Genomic DNA, 26,261 nt, shown 5'->3' with positions numbered 1-26,261 from the left:
CACCCCCGTCTCGGCCCTAGAAGGCCTCGACCTCGGCGACCCAGGTGTTCCAGGACGACGTGGCGTCCTCGGAGCCGTCGAACACGCGGTTCACCGCGTTCTGGAGCGCGTCGTGGTACTTGAAGTAGTCGGCGTCCTTGTAGGGGGCGACCGACACGGCCTCGGCACGGCTGGAGAGGATCTCACCGGTCGGCGCGTCGTTGAAGTACTCGTTGGTGGCGCCGGCGAGCTCCTCGCCCTCGAGTGCCTCGACCTGGCTCGGGAACGTGCCCGCGTTGGCGAAGGCCTTCATCTGGGTCTCGGGGCTGGTCAGCCAGTCCGCGAGCTCGAGCGCAGCCTCGACGTTCTCGCCGTCGGCCGGGACGGTCAGGTACGAGCCGCCCCAGTTGCCGCCGCCGTTCGGGAAGACGTCCGCGACGTCCCAGCCGGAGACGTCCGCGGCGGAGCCGGAGATGACGCCGAGCATCCAGCCCGGGCAGAGCATCGTCGCGAACTCGCCGTTGGCCATCGAGGCGAACCAGTCGTCCGACCACTGGCCGGAGTAGGCGGAGTTCGGGATGGCGCGCTCGGTGACGAGCTCGTAGGCGTCGGCGATCTCGGGGTTCTCGGTCGCGATCACGGTGCCGTCGGGCTCGGTGTAGGTGTACTCGATCTGGTTGACGATGCCCTGGAGCACCGAGTTGGCCGAGTCGATCATGGGCTTGCCGGTGGCCTCGCGGTACTGGTCGGCGACGTCGAGGAAGTGCTCCCAGTCGCCGTCGAACAGCTCGGCGACCGACTCGCGGTCGCTCGGGAGGCCCGCGGACTCGAACAGGTCGGCGCGGTAGCAGATGCCCTGCGGGCCGATGTCGGTGCCGAAGCCGATGAGGCGGCCGTCGGCGTCGGTCGCGGCGGCTTCCTTCCAGTCGAGCCAGCGGCCCTTGACGCTGTCGGGCGCCTCGGCGAGCAGGTCGGAGTACTGCATCGCCTCGGCGAACCAGTCGATCTCGACCGCTTCGACGTCGGCCAGTCCGCCCTTGCCGAGCTTCTGGAAGTAGTTGGCGCGGGCGTCGCCGGACTCGGCGGCGACGTTGTGGACGATGGTGACGTTCGGGTGCTCGTCCATGTACTCCTGGAGGAGCTCGTCGGTGTAGCCGAAGTTGTTGAACGTGGCGACGGTCAGTTCGATCGGTCCGCCGTCGTCCGAGGCGGTGTCGTCGCCCGCGGCGCAGCCGGTGGCGATGAGGGCGAACGATGCGGCGCCGGCGAGGGCGGCGATCGCCTTGGTGCGTCGTGAAAGCATCACGGTCACTCCCTTGTGTGCGTGGAATCGGATTGCGGGCGCGTCGTTCGAGCGCGATCGATCTCCGGTGAGAGCGCTCTCACGATGCGGTTCACGATGCTAGGCAGTCGTCAGTGCAGATGTCAAGAGAGCGCTCTCACATTCTCGCTTTCGTGACCTCCGCGTGACTCCGACGGGCCCGATTCTTCGCACCTGCGGCACCGCAGATGCACCGCTCGCACGCAGCCCGCTCCCGGCGTCCTCCGAGCCGCCGCGGTTACCGTGATCCGGTGCCACGAACCCGAACGCCCAGTCGCCGCGCCGTGGCGACCCTTCTCGGCGTGGCCGCACTCGGCGCCCTCTGCCTGACCGGCTGCGGCGGCGTCCCCCCCCTGCCGCCCCAGGTCGCCTCGGCCGACTCGGCATCGCCGACGCGGAGCAGCGGCATCGACGCCGACGACGGAGAGTCCTCCGACGACGACTCGGGGTCGGACGTCGCCGACCTCGGTACGGAACCCGACCTCGTCGCCGACGAGACCAGCGACCCCGACGTGGTGGCGCAACTCGACTACGCCCTCGCATACTGGTCGGACTACAACGTCGAGGAGTGGGGCGTGCTGGAAGGCAACGATTGCGTCAACTTCGCCAGCCAGGCGCTGGTGGCGCGCGGGTGGACGCAGACCGCCGAATGGAATCACGGCGGCGACCCGTACGCGTCGACCGCGTCGTGGCGCAGCTCGACCGCGATGCACGATTGGCTCTCCCGCCATCCCGAGCTCGCGACGCCGCTGGCCGACAGCCAGCGCGACGAGGTGCAACTGGGCGACATCGTCCAGTTCGACTGGGACCGCTCCGGCGACCGCGACCACACGGGCATCGTGACGCGCATCGAGCGCGGCGACGGCGAGACCCGGATCTCCTTCGCCGGCCACACGAAGGACAGCGACTACCGCGACGTCGACGTCGCGATCACCCAGGAGCACCCCGGCGCAGAGGTCTACTACTGGAGGCTCGCCGGGTGATGTCGTCCGGATCCCGACCGTCCCCGCGCGTCCGCCGCAACCGCTTCATCGCCGCCGTCATCGGAATGGTCCTCGTCGCGATCGTCGTGATCTGGGCCATCCTCGCGTTCACGCCGTCGGCCGACTCGGCGAGCCCGTCGGCGTCGCCGTCCGCGACGCCGACGTCGACGCCCCGACCCGCGCCCACCGCGACGCCGACGCCGACGCCGGTGGAGACCTTCGACAAGTCGGCGCGCTCGATCGACGACCCCGACAGTATCTGGGTCGTCGTCGACAAGCTCCGTCCGCTGAACCCGGCCGACTACGAGCCCTCCGATCTCGTCGTCGTCCCCGTGCCGCACACGTGGGAGCCGCTCATGCGCGCTGAGGCTGCCGACGCGGTCGTGAAGATGTTCCAGGCGGCGTCCGCCGAGGCCGGGCTCTCGCTCGCGTCGAACAGCGCGTACCGGTCGTACGAGGCGCAGGAGCGGATCTACGACAACGACGACGAGCTCACCGCGCGCCCGGGCTTCAGCGAGCACCAGACCGGTCTCACGATCGACATCGGCCCGGAGTCCGGCAACTGCTCCCTCGCCGTCTGCTTCGCCGACACCCCCGAGGGCCAGTGGCTGCGCGACAACGCGCACCGCTTCGGCTTCCTCCTCCGCTACCCGGCCGACAAGGCCCAGGTCACCGGTTACCAGTTCGAGCCGTGGCACTTCCGCTACATCGGCACCGACCTCTCGAACGAGATGCACGAGAAGGGCATCACGACCCTCGAGGAGTTCTTCGGCCTCCCGGCGGCGCCGAACTATGCCTGACCGGCCGTCCGAACCCTCGGGTGCCGCTGCGGCGGGCCCGGCGTCGCCGGGTGGGGGCGAGCGGATGCCGCGGCCTGAGCCCGCACGCGGTCGACGGGGCCTGCAGCTCGGCCTCCTGATCGTCAACCAGCTCCTCGCGGGTATCGGCGTCGCGACCGGCATGACGCTCGCGGCGATCCTCGTCGCGGACCTGACGGGCGTGACAGCGCTGGGCGGCCTCTCGCAGTCGGCCAGCGTGCTCGGCGCGGCCATCGCCGCGATCCCGCTCGCGCGGCTCGCGGTCCACTCCGGCCGGCACGTCGCGCTCGCCATGGGCTACGCGTCGTCGGCCGTCGGCGCGGTGCTCATCGTCGTGGCGGCGTCGACCGGCCTCGTGCCCGTCGTCTTCCTCGGCCTGGCCGCATTCGGAGCGGGCACCGCGGCCGGCCTGCAGGCGCGGTTCGCCGCGACGGAGGTCGCATCGCCCGGCTTCGAGGCCCGCTCGATGTCGCTCGTGCTCTGGGCGACCACGATCGGGTCGGTCGCCGGGCCGCTGCTGTCGTCCACGGGCGACCGGCTCGGGCAGGCGATCGGGCTGCCCGCGCTCGTCGGGCCGTTCGTGCTCTCGGGCGCGGTCTTCGCGATCGCCACGTTGATCGCGGCCGCCGTGCTCCGGCTGCCGAGGGCCGGCCGGCTCGTCGCCGACGCGTCGGGAGTCGGCTCGAGCGAGCGCGTCGGGTCGTGGCCGGCCTTCCGGGCCGCTTTCCGCGACGCACGCGGGCGGCTGGCGATCCTCGCCATCGTGTGCGCGCACACGGTCATGGTCGGCGTGATGGTGATGACCCCCGTGCACATGACCGGCCACGGCGTGCCCATCGCGATGGTGGGGGTCGTGATCAGCATCCACATCCTCGGCATGTACGCCGCGAGCCCGCTCATGGGCTGGCTGGTCGACCGGGTCGGCGCGCCACGCGTGATCGCGCTCGGCGGTGCGATCCTGCTCGTCTCGACGCTCATCGGCGTCGTCGCGCCCGGCGACTCGATGGTGCTCATCCCGGTCGCGCTCGGACTGCTCGGGCTCGGCTGGTCGGCGGCGCTCATCGGCGGTTCGACCCTGCTGACCACGACGGTCGAGCCGGCGTCGCGCGTCGCGCTGCAGGGGGCGACGGATGCCGCGATGAACGTCGCGGCCGCGGCATCCGCCGCACTCTCGGGCGTCGTGCTCGGGGTCGCGGGCTTCGCGGGCGTGAACGTCGTCGCGATCTTCGTCCTCGTCCCGCTCGTGATGGCGGGCGTGGCGCTGGCGCGTCAGGCGCGCCGCAGCCGCGTCGCCTAGGGGCGGGGTCTCCGTCCCGCGCGCAGGGGTCGATGAGCGCGCTCTCACGGTCCTCCCAGTGCGCGCGAGGGATCCTCACAAGATCGCATGATGGGCTGTCGTGTCCCCCTGAATGCCGACACGGAACACCCCCACGCCTCGTGCCCAGAGACTTCCTCCTGCCTGCCCACCGCCGTTCGACCTACCGCGCTCCCGACCCGGATGCCGCGCGCGACTTCGACCTCGCGCAACCCTCCGTCGACGCCGAGCCCGACGCCCCGCGCGGCGCGGCACTGGCCGCGATCCGCGCCGAGCTCGACCTGCCCGAGCCCGAGGCGACGGCGACCGGCGCGCCGCAGGAGGCCACCCGGCCGGAGGCGGCCCGATCGACGTTCACCCCTGCGGCGACCGCGAACCCGACCCCCCTCGACTCGACCGTGCCCGATCCGGCCGAGCCGAACCCCCCGGTCGCCGCGGAATCCGTCGTCACTCCCGTCGTCGACGACGGCCTCGTCCTCGGTTCCCCCGCCGAAGACGAGGTCGCGGCAGCGTCCGACGCGGCGCCCGTCGACTCGACCGTGCCCGATCCGGCCGAGCCGACCGCCCCTTCCGCGAGCACCGCGGACGCCGACGCCCGCACCGGCGGCGTCCGCACCCTCGGCGAAGGGTTCCGCTTCCCGCGCCACCGCGCCGACCGCCGCGGCAATCGCCGCCCCTCGAGCGGCTCGCGTCGCCCGCTGCTCGTGGCGTGCGCGGCGTTCCTCCTCGGCAGCGCCGTCGGCGGCGGCGTGCTCGTGAACGGCATGGACGACCCGGCCGTGGCGGACGCGTCGGCCCGGGATGCCGCGATCGACGAGCTCGCGGCATCCGCCGGCGAAGACGACGTCGTGATCCCGCCCGCGGCGACCGACGACCGTCCCGTCGTGACGACCGAGCTCTCCGCGAGCGAGGCGCCGTTCACGGGCGGCACGACGGTGACCGTCGAGGGCCGCAACCTCGACCGGGTGGCCGCGGTCACCGTCGCCGGCACCCCGGCGGAGATCGTCGAGTCCGACGCCGTCGCGATCACGTTCGCCGTGCCCGCGGTCGACGACTCCGTGCGCGGCGACGCCGAGGTGGTCCTCGCGGACGCCGACGGCTCGACGGTCGACGTCGAGGTGCCGGTGGCATCCGCGCCCGCCTCGATCACGACCTCGGTCCAGGGCATCGTCGAGGCGTCCGCGCCGCTCGAGGCCGCCGAGGTCGACAGCGAACCGCTCTCGATCACGTACACCGACGACCCCGGCATCGAAGCGCAGGTCTCGTACGTGCTCGCGCACTGGTCGAACTACAACACCGCCGAGTACGCGGTGCTGAGCGGCGTCGACTGCGCGAACTTCGCCAGCCAGTCGCTCATCGCTCGCGGCTGGAAGATGAACGCCGCGTGGAACTACGACCGCGGGACCGGGCAGATGACGAGCGCCTGGTCGAGCTCGACCGCACTGCGCGACTACCTGCGCACGCGCACCGACGTCGCCACCGAGCTCACCGACGCCGAGCGCCGACAGGTCAAGGTCGGCGACATCGCCCAGTTCGACTGGGACGGCTCCGGCGACCGCGACCACACGGCCGTCGTCACCCGGGTCGAGCACACCGACGAGGGCTCCAAGGTCTGGGTCGGCGGCCACACGAAGGACGCCGACTTCTGGGACGTCGACGTCGCGCTCGCGACCGGTGGCGGCTCGGTGTCGTACTTCTCGTTGCGCTGAGGCGCGAGCGCTCGAACGGCGCTCGCCGTCAGCCCCTGAGCGCCGACGCGACTCGATCGAACCAGGCCGCGGACTCCTCCATCGCCCGCTCGCGCAGGGCCAGCGCGGCGCTCCGAGTGCTCGCTCGGCGGTCCCAGATGCGGCCGAGCGCGTCGCCGCCCTCGTCGGAGGCGGCCAGTCCGAGCGGGATCACGCCGTCCTGGTCCCACCAGCCGGTCGCGCCCCGCAGCTTCACGGCGGTGTAGTCGTCGGCGGAGAGCGCTGCGACCGGGACGCCTGCGGCGGTTGCGAAGACCGCCGGATGGTAGCGGCTCGTCACGAGCATCGCCGCACCGCGCGCGAGCTTCGCGGCGGACCGCGCATCGCCGGGCTGGAGCAGCTCGGCGGGTGAACGCATGGCGTCGCGGACGGCGGCATGGAGCACCTCGTCGCCCGCCTCGACCGCCGGATCGAGCGAGCCGAAGTGCGGGTGGAAGCGCACGGGAGCGCCGACGCGATCCGCCACCCGGTCGAGTGTCGAGGCGAGGCCCCGGACCGTCTCCTCGCGGGGGAGGCCGCCGAGGTGGAGCGAGAGGCTCACGAGCACGTAGGGCTCCGCGGTGCCTCCGCCCGTGTCGAGGTCGAGGCCTGCGCCGGCGCCGGATCGCGGGTCGCCGACCCCGAGGAAGCCGGCATCGTCGCGGTTGCCGGCGAGTCGCTCCGTCGGCACCCCGAGTTCGCCCGCGAGCGCCAGCGACGCCGGCTCGCGCACCCCGGTGAGCCGGGCGGATCGCAGGAGCTCGGCGACGAGCGCCCGGTCGGGCGCGTCGAGCCAGGGGCCGAGGGTCTGGCCCGAGACGACCAGCGGGCGTCCCAGTCGCTCGGCGATCGCGCCGAGTGCCGCGCGCTCGAAGACGTGCGACGGCCAGTTCGACGCGAGGTTGCCCCCACCCGCGATCACCACCGCGTCGGCGCCCGCGACGGCGTCGACCACGGCCGCCGCCGGATCGCCGCCGGAGAGGGTCGGCGTGCCGCTCGCCGCGGACCGCACCGCCTCGAGGCGCTCATGCATCCGCGCGCGTGTCCCGGTGAAGCCGATGCGTCCGATCGCCACGACGTCGTACCGGGCCGCGGTGTCCTCCGGCGCGGCCGAGATCGCGGTGACCTCGTCGACGCCGCGATCGCGAAGCGCGTCGACCATGGCCTCGAACATCGCCTCGTCGCCGATGTGCATCATGCCGTCGACCACGCCGACGTCGCCGATCGCCACGATCCGCATGCGTGCGCCACCTCCCAGCGAACTGTCAACCGGGTGACAGGAACGTCCATTGTGCCGAAGTATCATCCAGATCGCATGCGCCGTCGACGTCGGATCCGGCCGCGTCGGGCGCCGCGGGCAGGGGGATCGCCATGGGGGTCATGACCGCACTCGACGAGGTGCTCACCGCGCCCGCGATCATCGACGCGATGCGCGCGGCCGACGACCTGGCGTTCGAGGCGGGGCGCGAGCCCGCGGCACGCACCATCCGGATCCTGCAACGCGTGGCGCGCGGAGACGACGAGCTCGCCGCGATCGCCGCGACGCACGCGCTCGCCGGAATGCTCGACGAGGAGGCGTCGCGCGTGCTCGTCGACCTCCTGGCGGACGATCGGGAGTTCGAGCGCCAGCACGCCGCGTGGGCGCTCGGCTCGGGGCTGCCCCGGCACGAGGCCGTGGGGGCGCTCCTGCGCATGGTCGTGGCCGGCGGATTCACCGGGATGCTCGCCCAGCGCACCCTCGAGCAGTGGTCCGGATTCGCCCCGGCGCCGCTCGTGGCGGGCGCCGAGGGCGGCCTGCTCGGCATCGACGACCCGGCCCCCCGCGCGCGGCTCGTCGAGACGCTCGGACTCGTCCGGGATCAGCTCGCCACCGCGCCGCTCGTGCGACTCGCATCGGACCCGCACGAGCCGGAGCCGGTCCGCATCGCCGCGGTGGCGGCGCTCGGCCAGCGTCCCGACCCGGCCGCCGTCGCGTCGACGCTCGAGACGATCGCCGCTGCCGGCGGGTTCCTCGGAGCCGTCGCACGCCTCGCGCTCGTCGACCTGGGGGCGACCGGCCTGATCCGTCGACGAGGCGGGTCCGGGGCGACGGTGGCCCAGCTGTTCCTCCACGCCGACATCGACCCGGGGATGCGCACCGCCGGCGCGGGCGACAACGGCGGCATCGCGACGTTGCTCGTCCGGCTCGGCGACGCCCTCGTGCGCGACCCCGAGACCGGCGTGGATCGGGTCATCACGCTGTCGCGCGGCTCCGTCACCGGGGCCCTCGACGATCTCGTCTCGGTCGAGGCGTCCGAGCGGGGGCACGGGTACGGCCGCATCCCGCTCCTGCACGAGCCCGTCCCGGCCGCCGACGCCTGGCCGCTGCGCGTCGCGACGCGACGAGGCATCCGCCGGATCCTGCGCGCCGCGGGCGGCGTCGACGTGCTCCACCTGCGGATGGCCGACGTCGGGAGCCTCGCCGCGGCGGACGTCGCACGCGAGCTGGGCACGCCGGTGGTCTTCACGCTCGCCCCCGATCCGCACGCGGTGATCGATTCGCTCGACCGGTCGGGTCGCCTCGGTCGCGCCGGCTTCGGCCGGGCCGACCTGGCCGAGCACTTCTGGTTCCGCACCCGCCTGGTCCACCGGCTGGCCGCGAACGCCGCCCACACCGTGCACTTCCCGCGACCTCGGCTCGAGGAGGACCTGCGTCGGCTCGTCGGCGTCGACCCCGCGTCGGATGCGGCGCTGCGCACGATCGTGCCGGAGGGCGTCGACGCCGATGCGATCGACCGCGCGGTCGCCGAGGCGGAGGCGTTCCGGCAGGGCACGGGGGCGTCGCCCGCGCTCGACGAGCTCCGCGGCCTCGTCGACGCGCTCGCTCCCGAACGTCGCGGCCTGCCGTTGATCCTGAGCGTCGGCCGCCTGCACCGGGTGAAGGGGATGGCCTCGCTGGTCGAGGCGTGGGCGTCCTCCTCGATCGCGTCGGGCGCGAACCTCCTGCTCGTCGGCGGCGACCTCGCCTCGCCCTCGGACGACGAGCGAGAGCAGCTCGACCGGATCGACGCGCTCGTGCCGGCGGCCGAGCGGGCGCATCTCGGGCTCCTGCTGCCGGGCCACCGGCCCAACGACGTCGTCGCACGCTGGCTGGCGGGCGCGCGGCTCGGCGTGCCGGGGGCGGTCGCTCCCGGCGGCGTCTACGCCTGCGCCAGCCTGAAGGAGGAGTTCGGCATCGCACTGCTCGAGGCGATGGCGGCCGGACTGTTCGTGGTCGCCCCCGACGGCGGAGGACCGGCGACCTACGTCGATGATGGAGCAACGGGCATCCTGACGGCCACGTGGGACGTCGCGCGCTTGGCCTCCGCGCTCGATGAGGCGGTGGCCGCGGTGCGGGCCGAGCCCGACGGCCGACGGGCCGAGCGGTCGCGCGCCGTGGTCCGCGAGCGCTTCACGGTCCAGCGGATGGCCGAGGCCCTCGGCGGCGTGTACCGGACCGTCGTGCGCGACGAGGCGGGCCTGCTCGAATCCGCGGAGCGCGCGCGATGACGCTCCTCGTGATCAGCCCGGACTACGCGTCCCACCTGCTGCCGCTCGCGGCCCTCGCGATGGCGTGGCGGGACCGCGGCGAGCGCGTCGTGGTCGCGAGCGGACCGGCGACCGCGGGGATCGTCGACGCGTTCGGGTACGAACGCCGCGATCTCCGGCTTGGTCGCGGCTCCAATCCCGGGGTCATCGCGGCAGGAGCGCAGCCGCCCGATGAGGGCGCGTCGCTCCGCGGCTTCTTCCGCGCCACCGAGCAGGGCGCGCTGGCGACGCTCCGTTACCAGGCGCAGGAACGGCTGACCGACCTCATGTGGGACCCCGTCGGCCGGGCCGCGGAGACCGCGCGGATCGTCGAGGACCTCGCGCCCGACCAGGTCCTCGTCGACCACCTCGCGTTCAGCGCGCGACTCGGGCTGCTGAGCGCGGGCACTCCCTACGGCGACGTCGTGCTGGGGCATCCGAGCGCCCTGCCCGTGGGTTCCGAGGTCTACGGCGTGCCGCCCGCGTGGCCCGTGGCCATCGACCCCGACCCGAGCGGACTCGAGGCGCTGCGGGAGCTGTGCCGAACGGTCTCCGAACGGTTCACCGACGAGTGGAATCGCGCGGCGCGCACCCTCGACCCGGACCACCGACCCGTCGACGACGCGTTCGCCGAGCACGGCCCGCTGGTGCTGTACAATCACCCCTCCGAGCTGGTCGACGACGACCGGCGACGGCTCCTCCCGCCCCACCGGTTCCTCGGATCGGCGCGACGCGCCGAGGCGGAGGACGCGGAGGTCGAGGCATGGCTCGCGCGCGGACGGCCGTTCGTCTACGTGAGCTTCGGCAGCTTCCTCTCGGTCCGCGGCGACGTCCTCGCGAGGGTCGCCGACGCGCTCCGCGCGATCGGCGCGACCGCGGCCGTGGCGACGGGGTCGACCGACGCGTCGCAACTCGGCGACCTGCCGCGCGACTGGCTCGTGCGCGGTTACCTGCCGCAGGTACGGCTCCTGGGGGCCGCCGCCGCGGCCGTCACGCACGGCGGCAACAACTCGGTCACGGAGGCGATCGGCTCGGGCGTGCCCCTCGTGGTCCTGCCCTTCTCGACCGACCAGTTCGCCGGCGCCGCAGCCGTGGAGGCGGTGGGCTTCGGCGAGGTCCTCGATCCGAACACGGCGAGCGAGCAGCAACTCGCGGGCGCCCTCCGCCGCGTGCTCGACCTGCCGGCGGACGCTCGGCGCCGGCTCGACGCCGTCGCCGCGGCTCAGGCCGCCAGGCCCGGGCCCGAGGTCGCGTTCGAGGCCCTCGCGTCGAGGCCCTCCGCGACGAGCGCCGTCATCGCGTCGACGTCGCCCGACGCGTCGCGATAGCGCGCCATCAGTGCGGCGTTCCGGTCGTACTGCGCGCCGGCGCGCACCTCGGGCTCGTGCGAGAGCGCGTAGACCGTGCCCTCGTGCCGCTGCGGCGGTGCGCCCAGGAGGGTCTCGTGCGCGAGTCGCCAGGCGGAGTCCTCGAACCCCCACCCGCGGAACCGCTCGTCCTGTCCGCCGTGCGCCGCCCACGTCCGCGCGGTCGTGACGTAGACCCCTGAGCAGGCCCCGTGCACGAGCACGTGCGAGCAGCCGGCCGACGGGACGCCGGCCGCGAGTTCGGCGGTGCCCTCGGGACCGAGCCAGCGGTACGTCGTGTAGGGCAGGTGTACCCGCCCGCTCGTGCGGGCCGCGGCGATCGCCTCCCGCAGCGTCGCCGCCTCGGGCAGGGTGTCGGCGTCGTTGATCACGACGACGTCGTCGGGCTCGGCGAGCCTGGCGACGGCCAGGTTGCGCGTGCGCGCCAGCACGAACACCTCGTCGTCGCTGTCGATCGTCTCGATGCGGAACTCCGGCAGCTCGGCCCGGTACCAGGCGAGGACGCGATCGAACGCGGGGATCCGGGAGAGGGCAGGCCGCCACGGGATCACGACGAGGTTGGTCACGACTCGATGCTAGGCACGGCGGAGTCGCCGCGCCCCGGCTTGACAGCGACGCGGTCGTGCGCTCGCGCGGGCGCGGGGGCGGCCGCCTACGCCGACCCGAGCGCCGCGTCGACGATCCGCTTGGCCTCCGCCTGCACCTCGGCGAGGTGCTCCGGGCCGCTGAACGACTCCGCGTAGATCTTGTAGACGTCCTCGGTGCCGCTCGGCCGCGCGGCGAACCACGCGTGCTCCGACGCCACCTTCACGCCGCCGACGGCGGCGCCGTTGCCCGGCGCGTGCGAGAGCTTCGCCACGATCGGCTCGCCCGCGAGCTCGGTCGCCGTGATGGCGTCGCCGTCGAGCTTGCCGAGCGCGGCCTTCTGCGCAGCGGATGCCGCGGCATCCGTTCGCTCGTACGCCGGCGCGCCGAAGCGCGCGACGAGCTCGGCGTACAGCTCGCTCGGGGACTTGCCGGTGACTGCGCGGATCTCGGAGGCCAGCAGGCACAGCAGGATGCCGTCCTTGTCGGTCGTCCAGACCGTGCCGTCCTTGCGGAGGAAGGACGCGCCCGCGCTCTCCTCGCCGCCGAACGCGACCGAGCCGTCGATGAGCCCGGGCACGAACCACTTGAAGCCGACCGGCACCTCCCAGAGGCGGCGCCCCAGCGACTCGGCGACCCGGTCGATCATCGAGCTCGAGACGAGCGTCTTGCCGATCGCGGCATCCGCCGGCCAGTCGGGCCGGTGCGTGTAGAGGTACTCGATCGCGACCGCGAGGTAGTGGTTCGGGTTCATCAGGCCGCCGTCGGGCGTGACGATGCCGTGGCGGTCGGCGTCGGCATCGTTGCCGGTGAGGATGTCGTAGCCCTCGCGGTTCGCGAGCACCGAGGCCATCGCGTTGGGGCTCGACGGGTCCATCCGGATCTTGCCGTCCCAGTCGAGGGTCATGAACGACCAGCGCGTGTCGACCTTCTCGTTCACGACGGTGAGGTCGATGCCGTAGCGGTCGCGGATCGCGCCCCAGTAGCCGACCGACGCGCCGCCGAGCGGGTCGGCGCCGATCCTGATGCCCGACGCCTTGATGGCGTCGAAGTCGATGATGCTCGCGAGGTCCTCCACGTACCGGCCGCGGAAGTCGTAGGTCTCGACCGCGCTCGGCTCGGCCTGGTTCACGTCGCGGCAGCCGTCGGCGATGAGCTCGTTGGCGCGGTTCGCGATCCAGCTCGTCGCGTCGGAGTCGGCCGGGCCGCCGTGCGGCGGGTTGTACTTGAAGCCGCCGTCCTGGGGCGGGTTGTGGCTCGGCGTGATGACGATGCCGTCGGCCTCGCCCTCGGCACGGCGCTCCGGGTCGTTGTTCCAGCTGAGGATCGCGTGGCTGAGCGCCGGCGTCGGCACGTAGTCGTCGTACTCGTCGGTGAGCACGCGCACGCCGTTCGCGACGAGCACGTCGAGGGCGGTCGTCTGCGCGGGGCCGCTCAGCGCGTGCGTGTCGGCGCCGATGAAGAGCGGCCCGGTGATGCCCTGGCTCGCACGGTACTCGACGATGGCCTGCGTGATCGCGAGGATGTGGTCCTCGTTGAACGCGGTGTTGAGGCTCGAGCCGCGATGGCCCGAGGTGCCGAAGACGACGCGCTGCTCGGGGATCGAGGCATCCGGATGCAGGTCGTAGTACGCCCTGATGAGGGCCTCCACGTCGATCAGGTCGGATTCGGTCGCCGGGGTTCCCGCTCGCTCGTGCATGCCCCCATCCTGCCGCTCGCCGCTGGCTCGCGACACCCCCGCCGACTCGTGCTGATCCTTTTCTCAGGAGCCCGGCGCCGTTCCGGTCGCTTCTCAGGAGGACACGCCGCCTAATGCGACGACGCGCCGGAAATCTCCTGAGAAAAGCGTCAGACGAGGGCGCCGATCGCGGTCGCGATCGAGTGGATGGCGAGCCCCGCGAGCGCGCCGACGACCGTGCCGTTGATCCGGATGAACTGGAGGTCGCGCCCGACCTGCAGCTCGATCTTCTCGGTCGTCTCGGTCGGGTCCCAGCGCTCGACCGTCTCGGTGATGACCCCCGCGATCTCGTGGCGGTACCTGCCGACGACGTAGGCCGCGGCATCCGTCACCCACGCATCGACCTTCGCGGCGAGCTCCTCGTCGGTCGCGAGGCGCGCCCCGACCTCCGTGAGCGCCGAGCGCACGCCCGCGCGCAGCTCGCTCGCCGGGTCCTCGAGCGATGCGGCGAGCGAGACCTTGACCGAGTCCCACACCTCGCCCGCGAACTCGCGCAGCCGCGGGCTCTCGACGAGGTCGAGCTTCAGCCGCTCGACGCGCTCGATCATCGCGGGGTCGTGCTGCAGGTCGTCGGCGACCTCGCCGAGCCAGCGGTCGATCGCGAGGCGCAGCGGATGCCGCGGCTCCTCGCGCACGGACCGGGCGAACGCCAGCACCTCGCGATAGGCCCGGTCGTCGACGAGCCCGCCGACGAAACCGGGCACCCACTTCGGCAGCCGGCTCGAGACCATGGTGCCGAACGCCTCCGGATGCGCCTCCAGCCACGTCTCGACCTTCTCGAGCGCGGCGTCGACCGCCGCGCGCTGCTGGTCGGCCGCGACGAGCCGCGCCCCGACGCGTCCGATCGCGGGGCCCCACTCGGGCTCGAGCAGGTGCCGCCGGGCGAGCTGCTCGATGACGTCGGCCACGTCGTCGTCGCCGAGCAGGGCGAGCACGCCGCGACCGGCGACGGATGCCTCGGCGGTGACGGGCTCGGCGTTCTCGGGTTCGCGCAACCACTCGCCGAGCCGGCGGGCGATGCCCATCGAGCGCAGCTTGCCGGTCACGACCGCCTCGGAGAGGAATTCCTCCTCGACGAAGGCGCCGAGCGTCGCGCCGATCTCGTCCTTGCGGCGCGGGATGATCGCGGTGTGCGGGATCGGCAGCCCGAGCGGGTGGCGGAACAGCGCCGTGACCGCGAACCAGTCGGCGATCGCGCCGACCATGGCGCCCTCGGCTGCGGCACGGACGAAGCCCATCCACGGCACGGTCTCCTGCAGGGGGAACGCGACCGCGAACACCGCCGCGGCCACGAGCAGCAGCCCCAGGGCGATGCGCTTCATGCGCCGCAGCGCGATGCGCCGCTCCTCGTCGGTCGGCACCGCGCGGCGCGCGGCCGCGGCATCCGTCGTCGTCATGCGCCCACCCATCCCTTTCTCAGGAGTGTTCGCCGCGAACCTCGCGTTTCTCAGGACGCCACGCCGCTCCCTGCAGCGACCCGCCACATAACTCCTGAGAAAAGTAGACCGCCCTAGGCTGAGGGCATGACGGATGCCGCGTACCCGCACCCCGACGAGACGTACTCGTACCTGGGGCCGGCCGGCACGTTCACCGAGGCCGCGCTGAAGCAGGTGCCCGAGGCCGAGGGCGCCCACTGGCGCAGCGTGAACAACGTGGGGGAGGCCCTCGCCGACGTCGTCGAGGGCCGTTCGACGGCGGCGATGATCGCGATCGAGAACTCGGTCGACGGCGGCGTCTCCGCCACGCAGGACGCGCTCGCCACCGTCGCGGGCCTCCGCATCATCGGCGAGTACCTCGTCCCCGTGAACTTCGTGCTCGTCGCGCGCCCCGGCACCCGGCTCGACGAGGTGCGGGTCGTGAACGCCCACCCGGTGGCCTACGCGCAGTCGCGCGGATGGCTCGAGCGCGAGCTGCCCGACCACGCCCACCTGCCGGCGACGAGCAACGTGCAGGCCGCGGCGTCCCTCTTCGAGAACGGCCTGGCGGATGCCGCGGTCGCCCCGCCCGGCATCGTCGACCACCTCGACGTCGAGGTGCTCGCCGAGTCGATCGGCGACAACCCGAACGCGATGACCCGGTTCGTGCTGGTCAGCCGGTCGCGACGCGTCCCGGCGCGCACCGGCGCCGACAAGACGAGCGTCATCGTCGAGCTGCCCGACGACGAGCCGGGCTCGCTGCTGGCGATGCTCGAGCAGTTCTCGACGCGCGGCGTCAACATGTCGCTGCTGCAGTCGCGCCCGATCGGCGACGAGATGGGCCGCTACCGGTTCGTCATCGACCTCGACGGCCACGTCGAGGACGAGCGCGTGTACGACTCGCTCCTCGGCCTCCGGCGCTTCAGCCCGAAGGTGATCTTCCTCGGCTCGTACCCGCGCGCGGACCGGCGCGAGGTCGAGTACCACTCGAAGTACGACGACGAGATCTTCATCGAGGCGCGCGACTGGCTGCGCGGCATCCTGAGCGGCGAGCCCGAGGAGGACTGAGCGCCATGACCGAGCCGGCGACGGAGCCGCAGTTCGATCCGCGGTTCGATCCGCGGTTCCAGCGCGGCTGGTCGGGTCAGGCGGCGGATGCCCCGGGCGCACCCGATCCGTCGGGCGCGCGTCGCCCGGCCGACGTGCCCGCCGCGGAGCGCGCCGCCGTCGATGCGGCGGCGGCCGGCCCGGTCGGCCCGGTGACCGCATCCGATGCATCCGGCGCATCCGCTGCGGCGAGCGCGCCCGGCGAGGCCCGCGCGGCCGATGCGGTCGCCGAGCCCGCGCCGGAGCCATCCGTGCTCGGTGCCGACGACCCCCTCGATCCCGCCGCCACGGGCGCCCGCGAGGCCTCCATCGCCGCGTCGACCGACGTCCGGGCCGCCTCCGGCCAGCCGGTCCGCGAGCCCGCCGCCGCGCCGACCGACCCCGCCGTCAGAGCCGACATCGACCGCATCCTGCGCGTCGCGTTCGGGATCGCGTGGAGCGCGGTCGGGGTCGCGTTCCTCGTCGGCGTGTGGGCGGTGTGGCTGATCGTCGGCCAGGATCCCTTCGCCGCCCCGCGGCAGGCGTCCGGCGAGCTCGCGCTCCGCTCGTTCGCGTACCTGGCCGGGCCGTCGCTGCTGAGCACCGCGGTGGTCGGCGTCGCGATCCTCGCGGTCGTCGACGGCGTGCGCCGGGCGCGGTCCGCGACGGCCCCCGAGCGCCGCGGCGGAGCCGGGTGATGCACGTGCGTCGGGCCGTGCTCTCACCGCACGTGATCGGTCTTGTCGTGCTCGGACTTCTCGGCCTCGTCGTGCTCTGGGTCATGATCTCGTGGTCCGTCGAGGCGGATTCCGGGATCATGTTCGAGGACGCCGATCCCGAGGCCCAGCGTCGCGCGTACCTGATGTCGACGCTGCCGTACCTGCTCTCGGGTGCCGCCGCGTCCGCGGTCCTCGCGGCGCTCGTCGGGCTGCCGCTGCTCGTCGGCGCGCGGCTCATCGCGCTGCGCCGCTCCCGCGCCGTCGACGAGGGCGCCCCTACTGCTCCTTGACCCGCACGACGAGCGACTTCGGCTCGATCGTGAACCGCGCCGCGGTGATCGTGCCCATCTCCTCGCCGTCGATCTCGAACTCCTGCGGCTCGCCGTCGATGACGAGGTCGATCTTCGCGCCGCTGGAGTAGACGACCTCGCGCCGCTTGTTGCCGCCCGTCAGGTCGATGAGCTGTCGCCCGAGGTTCGTCTTGCGCAGCACGCGGTTCTCCCACGCGACGCGTCGCCAGACCATGAGCCACTCCCAGAAGTTGCGCGGCTGGAGCCGCACGACGTCGAGTCGGCCGTCGTCGATCTCGGCGTCGGGGATGAGCTCGATGTTGCCCGGCAGGTACCCGAGGTTCGCGACGAGGATGCTCGAGACCCTGGAGCGGTGGGTGCGGCCGTCGTCCATGCGGTGGGCGACCCGGAACGGCTCCGAGTTGGGGATGGCGCGCAGGCCTGCGTCGACGTAGGCGAGCCAGCCGACCCGCTTCTTCAGGTCGGGGTCGGTGTTCGCGATCATCGCCGCGTCGATGCCGATGCCGCTCATCACGAGCGAGACCTCGGTCTCGGTCGAGCCGTCCTCGCGCCGCACCCTGGCGCGCAGCACGTCGACCGCGCGGTCGCGCCCGGTGAAGGCGAGCTTCGCCGCGCCGGGGAGGTCGTTGACCGGAATGCCGATGTTGCGCGCGAACAGGTTGCCCGTGCCGAGCGGCACGATGCCGACCGGGATCTGCTCGCCCTCGAGGCCCTCGGCGATCGCGCGCACGGTGCCGTCGCCACCGGCGGCGATGATGAGGTCGGCGCCCTTCTCGCGCGCGTCGCGCGCCTGCCCGGTGCCCGGGTCGTCCTCGGTCGTCTCGATCCAGTCGACCGTGCGGCCGTGCTCGGCCGCGAGTTCATCGACCACCGAACGAAGCTGATCGATGCCCTGCTTCACCGGATTGAAGATCACCGCGACGCGCTGCTCGCCGCCCGTGGCATCCGCCTGCTCGGTCTCGCCCCCACTCATGCGTCGAATCTAGGGCACGCGGGCCGCCGCAGCCCGAGGATCCGCTGAGCGGGCCGCCGCGGGGGTCGACGGATGCCCCGACTACACTTGCTCGGGTGATCGACCCCGTGCTGCTCCGCGAGAACCCCGACCTGGTCAAGCGCTCGCAGGAGTCGCGTGGCGAGTCCCCCGCCTTCGTCGACGATGCGGTGTCCGCCGATGCCGCGCGCCGTGCCGCCATCACCGCGTTCGAGTCGTTGCGCGCCGAGCAGAACGCGTTCGGCAAGCAGGTCGCGAAGGCCCCGAAGGAGGAGAAGGCCGCGCTCGTCGCGCAGGCGCAGGAGCTCGCCGCGAGGGTCAAGCAGGCCAATGCGGATGCCTCGGCCGCCGAGGAGGCCTTCACCGCCGCCGTGCAGCGCATCGGCAACGTGGTCATCGAGGGCGTTCCCGCCGGTGGCGAGGAGGACTTCGAGATCCTCCGCGAGGTCGGCGAGATCCCCGCGTTCGGCTTCGAGCCGCGCGACCACCTCGAGATCGGCGAGCTGCTCGACGGCATCGACATGGCGCGCGGCGCCAAGGTGTCGGGCGCCCGATTCCACTTCCTCAAGGGCGTCGGCGCGCGCCTACAGCTCGCGATCATGAACATGGGCCTCGACAAGGCGATCCGCAACGGCTTCACGCCGCTCATCACGCCGACCCTCGTGCGGCCCGAGATCATGCAGGGCACCGGCTTCCTCGGCGCGCACGCCGAGGAGGTCTACCACCTGCCGGCCGACGACCTCTACCTCACGGGCACGAGCGAGGTTGCACTCGCCGGCTACCACGCCGACGAGATCCTCGACCTCTCCGGGGGGCCGATCCGCTACGCCGGGTGGTCGACCTGCTACCGCCGCGAGGCGGGCAGCCACGGCAAGGACACGCGCGGCATCATCCGCGTGCACCAGTTCGACAAGCTCGAGATGTTCAGCTACGTCGACCCGGCCGATGCCGAGGAGGAGCACGAGCGCCTCCTCGCGTGGCAGGAGGAGATGCTGCAGGCGCTCGGCCTCGCCTACCGCGTGATCGACGTCGCCGCGGGCGACCTCGGCTCGAGCGCAGCCCGCAAGTTCGACGTCGAGGCGTGGGTGCCCACGCAGCAGGCGTACCGCGAGCTCACGTCGACGTCGAACTGCACGACCTTCCAGGCGCGCCGTCTCGACATCCGCCACCGCACCGAGAGCGGGAAGACGGCGCCCGTCGCGACGCTGAACGGCACGCTCGCCACGACCCGCTGGATCGTCGCGATCCTCGAGACGCACCAGCAGGCCGACGGCTCGGTGGTGGTGCCAGAGGGCCTGCGCAGCCGGCTCGGCGGCCTCGAGGTGCTCCGCCCCGTCGAGCGATGACCGCCGCCACCGACGAGCGCTGGTTCGTCGCCCTCGACGTCGACGGCACGATCATGCACGAGGACGAGTCGATCGATCCGGTCGTCGTCGACGCCGTGGCATCCGCCGTCGATCGCGGCCACCTCGTGACGCTCGCCACCGGGCGATCGTGGTCGACGACCCGGCCGGTGCTCGAGCACCTCGGGCTCGAGCCCGACTACGTCGTCACGGCGAACGGCGCGATCACGATGCGCCGCGACCCGGCATCGCCCGACGGGTGGACGCAGGCGCACGTCGAGACGTTCGATCCCACCGACGTGCTGCTGCGCATCCGCGACGAGCTGCCGGGCGGGCGGTTCCTCATCGAGCTCGCCGACGGATACCGCCTGTTCACGCGCGGCATGTCCGACTGGAACCTCGAGCGCGCCCGCGAGGTCGAGTTCGAGGGGCTGCTCGGCCGGCGCGCCACCCGCGTCGTCGCCACCTCGGTCGACCACGACCTCGACGAGTTCTTCGGGCTGGTGGAGCGGATGGGCCTGCACCACGTCAGCTACGCGATCGGCTGGACCGCGTGGCTCGACATCGCTCCCGACGGCGTCAACAAGGCGACGGCGCTCGAGCGGGTGCGCGGATGGCTCGGGGTGCCGCTGCGCCGCGTGCTCGCCGTCGGCGACGGGCGCAACGACATCGAGATGTTCCACTGGGCCGGCGCCGCCGGCCGGTCGGTCGCGATGGGCCAAGCGCCCGCCGAGGTCGTCGCGGCCGCGCATGAGCGCACCGGACGGATCGAGGAGGCGGGCCTCGCGCCCGTGCTGGACTCGCTGCCCTGAGGGCGGCTCCCGTCGCCGCACGCGCCGGCCGCCGGCGGGCGCGCCCGCGTCCCGTTCGCATCACGAACGGCGGCGTTCCCGCCGTGATCAGCCCGAACGTGGTTAGTATCGCGATCGGGGGCATGCGTGAGCGACCTGATCGACGCACCGCAGGACGACACGCCGACGGCTGACGACGGCGTGTCGAACGGGCATGTCCCGCTGCCCCCGGTCATCCCGCCGCCGGCGCCGCCCGCCGCCCGCCTCCCGCCCGTGCTCACCGAGGCGGCCGTGCCGCCCGCGCACCACGGCCGGCTTCCGCGCCGCGGTGCGGGGCGCGCGTTCGCGAAGGGGGTCGGCACGACCCTCGTGGTGCTGCTCCTGGCGTCGGGTGCGATCGCCGCGTACGCGGTCAGCTCGATCGTGACGCCCGTCGCGGCGAAGCCGAGCGTGAAGTTCGAGAGCGAGCAGGTGCTCGAGAGCGTCCCCGACATCGGCGCGATGGAGGGCGGACTGAACTTCCTCCTCGTGGGCAGCGACAAGCGGCCCGCGAGCGGTGCGTTCGGCGATCCCGACATCGAGTCGGGCGTGCTGAACGACGTGACGATGCTGCTGCACATCTCGCAGGACCACTCGCACGCCGAGGTGGTGAGCTTCCCGCGCGACCTGCTCGTCGACGTGCCCGAATGCCCCGACCCCGAGGATCCCGAGGGGTTCGGCTACTCGGCGCGCTACGGGGTCAAGATCAACACGATCCTGAACGACGGCGGCATGGGCTGCATCGCCAAGACCCTCGAGCAGATGCTCGGCATCACCATCCCCGTCGGCGGCGTGGTCGAGTTCGACGGCGTCGCGGCGCTGTCCGAGGCCGTCGGCGGCGTCGAGGTGTGCGTCGTCGACCCGATCGACGACGCCTACACCGGGCTCGTGCTCGACGCCGGATCGCACGTCATCGCGGGCTACGAGGCGCTCGCCTTCCTCCGCACCCGGCACGCCGTCGGCGACGGCAGCGACCTCGCCCGCATCTCGAGTCAGCAGACCTTCCTCGCCTCGCTCGCGCGCACGCTCCAGTCGGCCGGCACGCTCGGCGACCCCGTGAAGCTGTACGGCATCGCGCGTGCCGTGGTCACGAACATGACCCTCTCGTCGGGGCTGCAGGACCTCGGTCGCCTGGTGTCCGTCGCCCGCGCGCTCCAGTCGACCGACCTCGACCGGATCGCCTTCATCCAGTACCCGACCGTCTACACGGAGGACCTCGGCGCCGTGATCCCCGCGGCATCCGCGAGCATCGTGGCATCCGCCCTGCAGCAGGACGTCGCCGTCCAGTTCGACCCGACCGCGACCGACGGCACGCCGTTCGGAACCGTGGATCCGAACGCGACCGACGACCCGGCCGAGGACCCCGCCGTCGAGGCATCCGACACGCCCGAACCCACCGCGCCGGCCCAGCCCTCGGAATCCGCGACGCCGGCGCCGACCTCCGAGCCGATCACCGAGGCGCTCCCCGGCGACGTGAGCGGGCAGACCGCCGCCGAGGTGCGTTGCGCGGCCGCGAATTCCGGCTGATCGGGGCATTCCCGCGATCGCGCTGAGGCGCGGTTCAGCGCCCTCACAGCCGGGGCGTGGAAACCTGTTCCGAATACGGTTCGGCTAGAATCGGGGCCTGCCCAGCCCATCGACGCGCCGCGGAAACGCGGTCCGGCGGTGCGCCGGGCGAGGAGGGCTGTCCGAGCGGCCGATGGAGCTGGTCTTGAAAACCAGTGGGCAGCAATGCCTCGTGGGTTCGAATCCCACGCCCTCCGCCGAGATCCACCCGACCCGAGAACGACCGAGAACGACCGAGACCCCGAGAGGAGACCGAGTGAGCCGCCCCTCCCCGCAGCCGACCTCGCACCCCGACGCCGCCTCGAGCACGCGCCACGGGCGCCTCCGTCGCAACGGAGTCTGGGGAACGCTCATGAAGGCGCTCGCCTCGGTCGTCGCGGTGGTCCTCACGTCGGGCGCGGCCGTCGCCGCGTACGCCGCGTTCGACCTCGCCGCGACCGCCAAGCCGACCGTGACGCTCGGCAACGAGGACGTCCTCGAGGGCGTGCCCGACGTCGGCGCGATCGAGGGCGGCGTGAACCTGCTCGTCATCGGCAGCGACAGCCGGGCCGGCCAGGGCACGGGATTCGGCGACCCCGACGAGGAGACCGCGGTCCTCAACGACGTGACGATGCTCATGCACATCTCGGAGGACCACTCGCACGTCGAGGTCATCAGCTTCCCCCGCGACATGTTCGTCGACGTGCCCGCCGGATGCACCGACCCCGAATCGGGTGAGGAGGTCTGGGAGCAGTACGACGTGAAGATCAACTCGGTGCTCTCGTACGGCGGCGTGCCCTGCGTCGTGAAGACCGTCGAGCAGCTCACCGGCGTGACCATCCCGTTCGCGGGCGTCGTGCAGTTCATGGGCGTGGCCGGCCTCTCCGAGGCCGTCGGCGGCGTCGAGGTCTGCGTGGCCGAGCCCATCGAGGACGAGTACACCGGCATGTTCCTCGACGCCGGCAACCACACGCTCGCCGGCATCGACGCGCTGCAGTTCCTGCGCACCCGCCACGGCGTGGGCGACGGCTCCGACCTCGGCCGCATCTCGAACCAGCAGGTGTTCCTCTCGGCGCTCGCGCGCAAGCTGCAGAGCGACGGCACCTACACCGACCCGGTGAAGCTCTACGGCATCGCCAAGGCCGCGCTGGCGAACATGCAGCTCTCCGACAGCCTCACCGACCCGACGCGCATGGTCTCGATCGCGAAGGCCCTGAAGGACACCGACCTCTCGAAGATCGCGTTCATCCAGTACCCGACCGGCTACGTCGACGCGGGCGTCGCGCCCACCGAGTCCGCCGAGCTGGTCAACCTCGCGCTCCAGAACGACACCCCCGTCTCGTTCGACCCCGCCGCGGCGGAGGATGCGACGTTCACCTCGAGCGGCGACCCGAACACGACGCCGACCGAGGAGCCCGTCGCCGAGACGCCGACCGAGGAGACGCCCGCCGAGGAGCCGGCGACCGACGCGCCCGCCGAGACGACGGCTCCCGAGCCGACGCAGCAGGCGCTCCCGAGCGACGTCACCGGCCAGACCGCGGCCGAGACCCGCTGCTCGGCCGGCCGCACGCTCGCCGACCAGTAGGCGTCGCCGCTCCAGCGATCGAGGTCGTGCACCGCGCGCCGCGGCATCCGCTCGGTCGAATCGTGTTTTCGGCGGGATGCCGGTTATGATGGCAGTCGCGTTCGCCTTCGGGCGTTCACGAGGAGACGTCGCATAGTCCGGTCGAGTGCACCACCCTGCTAAGGTGGAGTCCCCGTAAGGGGACCGCGGGTTCAAATCCCGCCGTCTCCGCTCCTGAACCAACTCGAACGGTCGCGTGCAAACGCGACCGTGTCGCGTTTCCGGCGTCGACCCTCGCGGTTACGCCCCGCGACGCCGGCGTCGGGTGCGGCGCTCGTCGCCCGTTAGCGTCGAACGGGTCCGTGCACCGATCCGTGGAGCCGCCCGCATGCCGCATTCCGCACCCTCGACCGCGCCCGCTGCAACCACCGCAGCCGGCCGGGCGCCCGCCATCACGACGCTCGCCGCCGAGGCCGCCGCGATCGCACCCAGCCCGGCCTTCACCGCCCAGGCCAACGTCGACGCCGCGTTCGTCGACGCGGCACGCCTCGACCCGGTCGCGTTCTGGGAGCGAGAGGCCGAGCGTCTCGAGTGGGCGAGCCCGTGGCACACGGCGCACGAGTGGCGGCCGACGGATGCCTCGGGGCGCACGATCCCCGAGGCGACGTGGTTCGCGGGCGGCCGCCTCAACGCCGCGGTGAACTGCGTCGACCGCCACGTCGCGGCGGGGAACGGCGGGAAGGTCGCGTTCCACTTCGAGGGCGAGCGAGGCGATCGGCGCACGGTGACCTACGCCGAACTCGAGCGCGAGGTGGCCCGGGCCGCGAACGCGCTGGCCGCGCTCGGCGTCGGGACGGGCGACCGCGTCGTGCTCTACCTGCCCGTGCTCGTCGAGACGATCGTCGCGACGCTCGCGGTCGCGCGGTTGGGTGCCGTCCACTCGCTCGTGTTCGGCGGCTTCTCGGCCGAGGCGCTGCGGTTCCGCGTCGCGGACACGGGGGCGAAGGTCGTGATCACGAGCGACGGGCAGTTCCGGCGCGGCGAGGCGGTGGCCGTGAAGTCCGCCGTCGACCAGGCGGTCGAGGGGCTCGCGCACGTCGAGCACGTGCTCGTCGTGCGCCGGACGGGCGATGAGACGCCGGAGATCCCGTGGACCCCTGGGCGCGACGTCTGGTGGCACGAGACGGTCGACGTGGCATCCGCCCACCACGAAGCCGAGGCGTTCGACGCCGAGACCCCGCTCTTCATCATCTACACCTCGGGCACCACGGGCCGACCGAAGGGGCTCGTGCACACGACCGGCGGCTACCTCACGCACGTCGCGAGCACGTTCCACTCGGTGTTCGACGCGAAGCCCGACGACGTCTACTGGTGCACGGCCGACCTCGCGTGGGTCACCGCGCACAGCTACGTGCTGTATGGGCCGCTCGCGAACGGCGTGACGAGCGTGATCTTCGAGGGCACGCCGAACACGCCCCACCCGGGCCGGCACTTCGAGATCATCGAGCGCTACGCCGTGACGACGTACTACACGGCGCCGACGCTCATCCGCTCGTTCATGGGCTGGTTCCCCGGCGGCGTGCCGGGCGAGTACGACCGGTCGAGCATCCGCCTGCTCGGGTCGGTGGGCGAGGCGATCAACCCGGCCGCGTGCGAGTGGTTCCGGCAGGAGCTCGGCGGGGGCACCGCACCGATCGTCGACACGTGGTGGCAGTCCGAGACGGGTGGCGCCGTGATGGCGCCGCTGCCCGGGCTCTCGCACCTGAAGCCCGGGTCGGCGCTGCGCGCACTCCCCGGATTCACGACCCGCGTCGTCGACGAGCACGGCGACGAGGTCGGGCGCGGCGAGGGCGGCTACCTCGTGATCGACGGCACCTGGCCCGGCATGGCGCGCACGGTCTGGGGCGACGCCGAACGCTACCGCGACTCGTACTGGGCGCGGTTCGCCGACCGCGGGTACTTCTTCTCCGGCGACGGCGCGCGCGTCGACGCCGACGGCGACATCTGGCTGCTCGGCCGCGTCGACGACGTGATCAACGTCTCCGGGCACCGCCTCTCGACCATCGAGATCGAGTCGGCGCTCGTCGGGCACCCCGACGTCACCGAGGCCGGCGTCGTCGGCGTGAGCGACGAGCGCACGGGCGAGGCCGTCGTCGCGTTCGTCGTCGTCGTCGGCGTCGGCGTCGGCGACGGCGCGGCCGGGCGAGGCGACGGCGATGCGGATGCCGCGGCGCGAATGGCCGGGCTGCGGGCCCACGTCGCTGCGGCGATCGGGCCGATCGCGAAGCCCCGCGACATCCACTTCGTCCCCGACCTGCCGAAGACGAGGTCGGGCAAGATCATGCGGCGCCTGCTCGTCGACCTCGCCGAGGGGCGCCCGCTGGGGGACACGACCTCGTTGCAGGATGCGTCGGTGCCGGCGCGGATCGGTGCGCTGATCGGGCGCTGACCGTCGCCGTCCCGCAACGGCGTTGCGTCGGAGGGGGTGGGCGCGCGTCGGTTCGGGGGACTATGCTCCGACTGTTCGACACGAAACAGGGGGAGTTGCACATGCGACGTTTCACCATGCCCGCCGCACTGGTCTTCGCCGGTGCCCTCGCGCTCACGGGCTGCGCGAGCGGCGGCGACGACGACACGGCGACAGCGGGGGAGAGCTGTTCGTCGATCGCGGCGGAGGTCCGCGACATCTCGAACGGCGTCCAGAACAACCTCGCCACGCCGGAATCGATCGAGGGACTCCAGGACTACCTCGGCGAGGCCTCGGAGCGGACCGACGCGCTCATCGAGGAGGCCGGTGACGACAGCGCCCTCATCGACGCGCTCGGCGAGTTCCAGACCGCGCTCAACGAGGTCTCGACCTACGCCGACGGGCTGGAGGAGGTGCCGTCCGAGGAGGACCCGTCGGTGATGACGATCGAGCAGGACCCGGAGGAGCTCGCCACCCAGCAGGCCACGGTGCAGGAGGCCTCGGCGGCCGTCGGCGCGTCGTGCGACGCGGACTCCGACACCGAGTCCGAGTAAGGCGGTACGGCGCGGCAGACGCCCGACGACGGCCGGGGCGGCGACGAGGTCGCGCCC

21 protein-coding genes and 2 tRNA genes are annotated in these 26,261 nt (G+C 72.8%); 17 read left to right on the top strand and 6 right to left on the bottom strand.

Annotation, left to right across the window (positions count from 1 at the left end; genetic code table 11):
• Nucleotides 1-16: 16 nt before the first annotated feature.
• On the bottom strand, nt 17-1,282 hold the full coding sequence (locus GJ743_RS16965) for an ABC transporter substrate-binding protein (RefSeq protein WP_155053090.1): 1,266 nt from the start codon (nt 1,280-1,282) through the stop codon (nt 17-19).
• Nucleotides 1,283-1,551: 269 nt separating this feature from the next.
• Between GJ743_RS16965 and GJ743_RS16960 the strand changes: the two genes are divergently transcribed.
• From GJ743_RS16960 to GJ743_RS20265, 4 genes are all read left to right on the top strand, one after another.
• Nucleotides 1,552-2,283: an amidase domain-containing protein gene (locus GJ743_RS16960; protein WP_155053089.1), complete on the top strand. Its 732-nt coding sequence runs from the start codon at nt 1,552-1,554 to the stop codon at nt 2,281-2,283.
• On the top strand, nt 2,283-3,083 hold the full coding sequence (locus GJ743_RS16955) for a M15 family metallopeptidase (protein ID WP_155053088.1): 801 nt from the start codon (nt 2,283-2,285) through the stop codon (nt 3,081-3,083). The genes GJ743_RS16960 and GJ743_RS16955 overlap by 1 nt, the downstream gene beginning before the upstream one ends.
• A gap of 64 nt (nt 3,084-3,147) precedes the next feature.
• Nucleotides 3,148-4,398, top strand: coding sequence for an MFS transporter (locus GJ743_RS16950; protein ID WP_155053087.1), 1,251 nt, complete (start codon nt 3,148-3,150; stop codon nt 4,396-4,398).
• A 140-nt stretch (nt 4,399-4,538) separates the two neighbouring features.
• Complete coding sequence (locus GJ743_RS20265; protein WP_155053086.1) at nt 4,539-6,125, top strand: amidase domain-containing protein; 1,587 nt, start codon at nt 4,539-4,541, stop codon at nt 6,123-6,125.
• Between the two features lie 28 nt (nt 6,126-6,153).
• Here GJ743_RS20265 and GJ743_RS16940 read toward each other — a convergent pair whose 3' ends face one another.
• The gene (locus GJ743_RS16940) at nt 6,154-7,383 is read right to left on the bottom strand and encodes a polysaccharide pyruvyl transferase family protein (RefSeq protein ID WP_196217041.1); all 1,230 of its coding nucleotides are present in this window, start codon (nt 7,381-7,383) and stop codon (nt 6,154-6,156) included.
• 131 nt (nt 7,384-7,514) lie between these two features.
• Between GJ743_RS16940 and GJ743_RS16935 the strand changes: the two genes are divergently transcribed.
• Together GJ743_RS16935 and GJ743_RS16930 are read left to right on the top strand one after the other, a co-directional pair.
• On the top strand, nt 7,515-9,671 hold the full coding sequence (locus GJ743_RS16935) for a glycosyltransferase (RefSeq protein WP_155053084.1): 2,157 nt from the start codon (nt 7,515-7,517) through the stop codon (nt 9,669-9,671).
• The gene (locus tag GJ743_RS16930) at nt 9,668-11,017 is read left to right on the top strand and encodes a nucleotide disphospho-sugar-binding domain-containing protein (protein ID WP_155053083.1); all 1,350 of its coding nucleotides are present in this window, start codon (nt 9,668-9,670) and stop codon (nt 11,015-11,017) included. Before GJ743_RS16935 ends, GJ743_RS16930 begins: the two co-directional genes overlap by 4 nt.
• On the opposite strand, the gene GJ743_RS16925 is transcribed toward GJ743_RS16930, so the two are convergent.
• The 3 genes from GJ743_RS16925 to GJ743_RS16915 all read right to left on the bottom strand — a co-directional run bounded on the left by GJ743_RS16925 (nt 10,912) and on the right by GJ743_RS16915 (nt 14,776).
• Complete coding sequence (locus GJ743_RS16925) at nt 10,912-11,622, bottom strand: hypothetical protein (protein ID WP_155053082.1); 711 nt, start codon at nt 11,620-11,622, stop codon at nt 10,912-10,914. The genes GJ743_RS16930 and GJ743_RS16925 overlap by 106 nt on opposite strands.
• A gap of 86 nt (nt 11,623-11,708) precedes the next feature.
• Nucleotides 11,709-13,340, bottom strand: coding sequence for a phosphoglucomutase (alpha-D-glucose-1,6-bisphosphate-dependent) (pgm, locus tag GJ743_RS16920; protein WP_155053081.1), 1,632 nt, complete (start codon nt 13,338-13,340; stop codon nt 11,709-11,711).
• 149 nt (nt 13,341-13,489) lie between these two features.
• Complete coding sequence (locus GJ743_RS16915; RefSeq protein ID WP_155053080.1) at nt 13,490-14,776, bottom strand: DUF445 domain-containing protein; 1,287 nt, start codon at nt 14,774-14,776, stop codon at nt 13,490-13,492.
• 126 nt (nt 14,777-14,902) lie between these two features.
• On the opposite strand from GJ743_RS16915, the gene pheA reads away from it, so the two are divergent.
• Genes pheA through GJ743_RS16900 form a run of 3 tightly spaced genes read left to right on the top strand, consistent with a single transcriptional unit; the run spans nt 14,903 to nt 16,889 of the window.
• Nucleotides 14,903-15,862, top strand: coding sequence for a prephenate dehydratase (gene pheA / locus GJ743_RS16910; RefSeq protein ID WP_155053079.1), 960 nt, complete (start codon nt 14,903-14,905; stop codon nt 15,860-15,862).
• Between the two features lie 5 nt (nt 15,863-15,867).
• A complete protein-coding gene (locus GJ743_RS16905) occupies nt 15,868-16,578 on the top strand; it encodes a hypothetical protein (RefSeq protein ID WP_155053078.1) in 711 nt (236 codons plus the stop codon).
• Nucleotides 16,578-16,889, top strand: coding sequence for a hypothetical protein (locus tag GJ743_RS16900; RefSeq protein ID WP_155053077.1), 312 nt, complete (start codon nt 16,578-16,580; stop codon nt 16,887-16,889). The genes GJ743_RS16905 and GJ743_RS16900 overlap by 1 nt, the downstream gene beginning before the upstream one ends.
• Here the strand turns inward: GJ743_RS16900 and GJ743_RS16895 are convergent.
• A complete protein-coding gene (locus tag GJ743_RS16895) occupies nt 16,876-17,883 on the bottom strand; it encodes a diacylglycerol/lipid kinase family protein (RefSeq protein WP_155053076.1) in 1,008 nt (335 codons plus the stop codon). The genes GJ743_RS16900 and GJ743_RS16895 overlap by 14 nt on opposite strands.
• Before the next feature lie 95 nt (nt 17,884-17,978).
• On the opposite strand from GJ743_RS16895, the gene serS reads away from it, so the two are divergent.
• The 8 genes from serS to GJ743_RS16855 all read left to right on the top strand — a co-directional run bounded on the left by serS (nt 17,979) and on the right by GJ743_RS16855 (nt 26,204).
• Nucleotides 17,979-19,247 (top strand): serine--tRNA ligase, encoded by a 1,269-nt coding sequence (serS, locus tag GJ743_RS16890; protein WP_328289297.1) that lies wholly within the window; start codon nt 17,979-17,981, stop codon nt 19,245-19,247.
• Nucleotides 19,244-20,056, top strand: coding sequence for an HAD family hydrolase (locus tag GJ743_RS16885; protein ID WP_155053074.1), 813 nt, complete (start codon nt 19,244-19,246; stop codon nt 20,054-20,056). The genes serS and GJ743_RS16885 overlap by 4 nt, the downstream gene beginning before the upstream one ends.
• A 126-nt stretch (nt 20,057-20,182) precedes the next feature.
• Nucleotides 20,183-21,601, top strand: a complete 1,419-nt coding sequence (locus GJ743_RS16880) for an LCP family protein (protein ID WP_155053073.1) — start codon at nt 20,183-20,185, stop codon at nt 21,599-21,601.
• A gap of 151 nt (nt 21,602-21,752) precedes the next feature.
• Nucleotides 21,753-21,837, top strand: a tRNA-Ser gene (locus GJ743_RS16875).
• Between the two features lie 59 nt (nt 21,838-21,896).
• Nucleotides 21,897-23,204, top strand: a complete 1,308-nt coding sequence (locus tag GJ743_RS16870; protein WP_328289296.1) for an LCP family glycopolymer transferase — start codon at nt 21,897-21,899, stop codon at nt 23,202-23,204.
• Between the two features lie 121 nt (nt 23,205-23,325).
• Nucleotides 23,326-23,414 (top strand) — tRNA-Ser (locus tag GJ743_RS16865).
• 157 nt (nt 23,415-23,571) lie between these two features.
• Complete coding sequence (gene acs, locus GJ743_RS16860; protein WP_155053072.1) at nt 23,572-25,632, top strand: acetate--CoA ligase; 2,061 nt, start codon at nt 23,572-23,574, stop codon at nt 25,630-25,632.
• Nucleotides 25,633-25,733: 101 nt separating this feature from the next.
• Nucleotides 25,734-26,204 carry a hypothetical protein gene (locus GJ743_RS16855; protein WP_155053071.1) on the top strand — a complete coding sequence of 157 codons (471 nt, stop codon included), beginning with the start codon at nt 25,734-25,736 and terminating at the stop codon, nt 26,202-26,204.
• Nucleotides 26,205-26,261 lie beyond the last annotated feature (57 nt).

The sequence above is a fragment of the Agromyces bracchium genome (genome assembly GCF_009709675.1).
Taxonomy (GTDB): domain Bacteria; phylum Actinomycetota; class Actinomycetes; order Actinomycetales; family Microbacteriaceae; genus Agromyces; species Agromyces bracchium.
This window is presented reverse-complemented; position numbering and strand designations above follow the sequence as displayed.

What these genes read in the sequence shown, in the direction of transcription:
- GJ743_RS16950 (WP_155053087.1), top strand. Translation starts at nt 3,148, where the DNA reads ATGCCGCGGCCTGAGCCCGCACGCGGTCGACGGGGCCTGCAGCTCGGC.
- GJ743_RS16955 (WP_155053088.1), top strand. Translation starts at nt 2,283, where the DNA reads ATGTCGTCCGGATCCCGACCGTCCCCGCGCGTCCGCCGCAACCGCTTC.
- GJ743_RS16940 (WP_196217041.1), bottom strand. Translation starts at nt 7,383, where the DNA reads ATGCGGATCGTGGCGATCGGCGACGTCGGCGTGGTCGACGGCATGATG.
- GJ743_RS16965 (WP_155053090.1), bottom strand. Translation starts at nt 1,282, where the DNA reads ATGCTTTCACGACGCACCAAGGCGATCGCCGCCCTCGCCGGCGCCGCA.
- GJ743_RS16855 (WP_155053071.1), top strand. Translation starts at nt 25,734, where the DNA reads ATGCGACGTTTCACCATGCCCGCCGCACTGGTCTTCGCCGGTGCCCTC.
- GJ743_RS16885 (WP_155053074.1), top strand. Translation starts at nt 19,244, where the DNA reads ATGACCGCCGCCACCGACGAGCGCTGGTTCGTCGCCCTCGACGTCGAC.
- GJ743_RS16930 (WP_155053083.1), top strand. Translation starts at nt 9,668, where the DNA reads ATGACGCTCCTCGTGATCAGCCCGGACTACGCGTCCCACCTGCTGCCG.
- GJ743_RS16915 (WP_155053080.1), bottom strand. Translation starts at nt 14,776, where the DNA reads ATGACGACGACGGATGCCGCGGCCGCGCGCCGCGCGGTGCCGACCGAC.
- acs (WP_155053072.1), top strand. Translation starts at nt 23,572, where the DNA reads ATGCCGCATTCCGCACCCTCGACCGCGCCCGCTGCAACCACCGCAGCC.
- GJ743_RS16895 (WP_155053076.1), bottom strand. Translation starts at nt 17,883, where the DNA reads ATGAGTGGGGGCGAGACCGAGCAGGCGGATGCCACGGGCGGCGAGCAG.
- pheA (WP_155053079.1), top strand. Translation starts at nt 14,903, where the DNA reads ATGACGGATGCCGCGTACCCGCACCCCGACGAGACGTACTCGTACCTG.
- GJ743_RS16900 (WP_155053077.1), top strand. Translation starts at nt 16,578, where the DNA reads ATGCACGTGCGTCGGGCCGTGCTCTCACCGCACGTGATCGGTCTTGTC.
- pgm (WP_155053081.1), bottom strand. Translation starts at nt 13,340, where the DNA reads ATGCACGAGCGAGCGGGAACCCCGGCGACCGAATCCGACCTGATCGAC.
- GJ743_RS16935 (WP_155053084.1), top strand. Translation starts at nt 7,515, where the DNA reads ATGGGGGTCATGACCGCACTCGACGAGGTGCTCACCGCGCCCGCGATC.
- GJ743_RS16905 (WP_155053078.1), top strand. Translation starts at nt 15,868, where the DNA reads ATGACCGAGCCGGCGACGGAGCCGCAGTTCGATCCGCGGTTCGATCCG.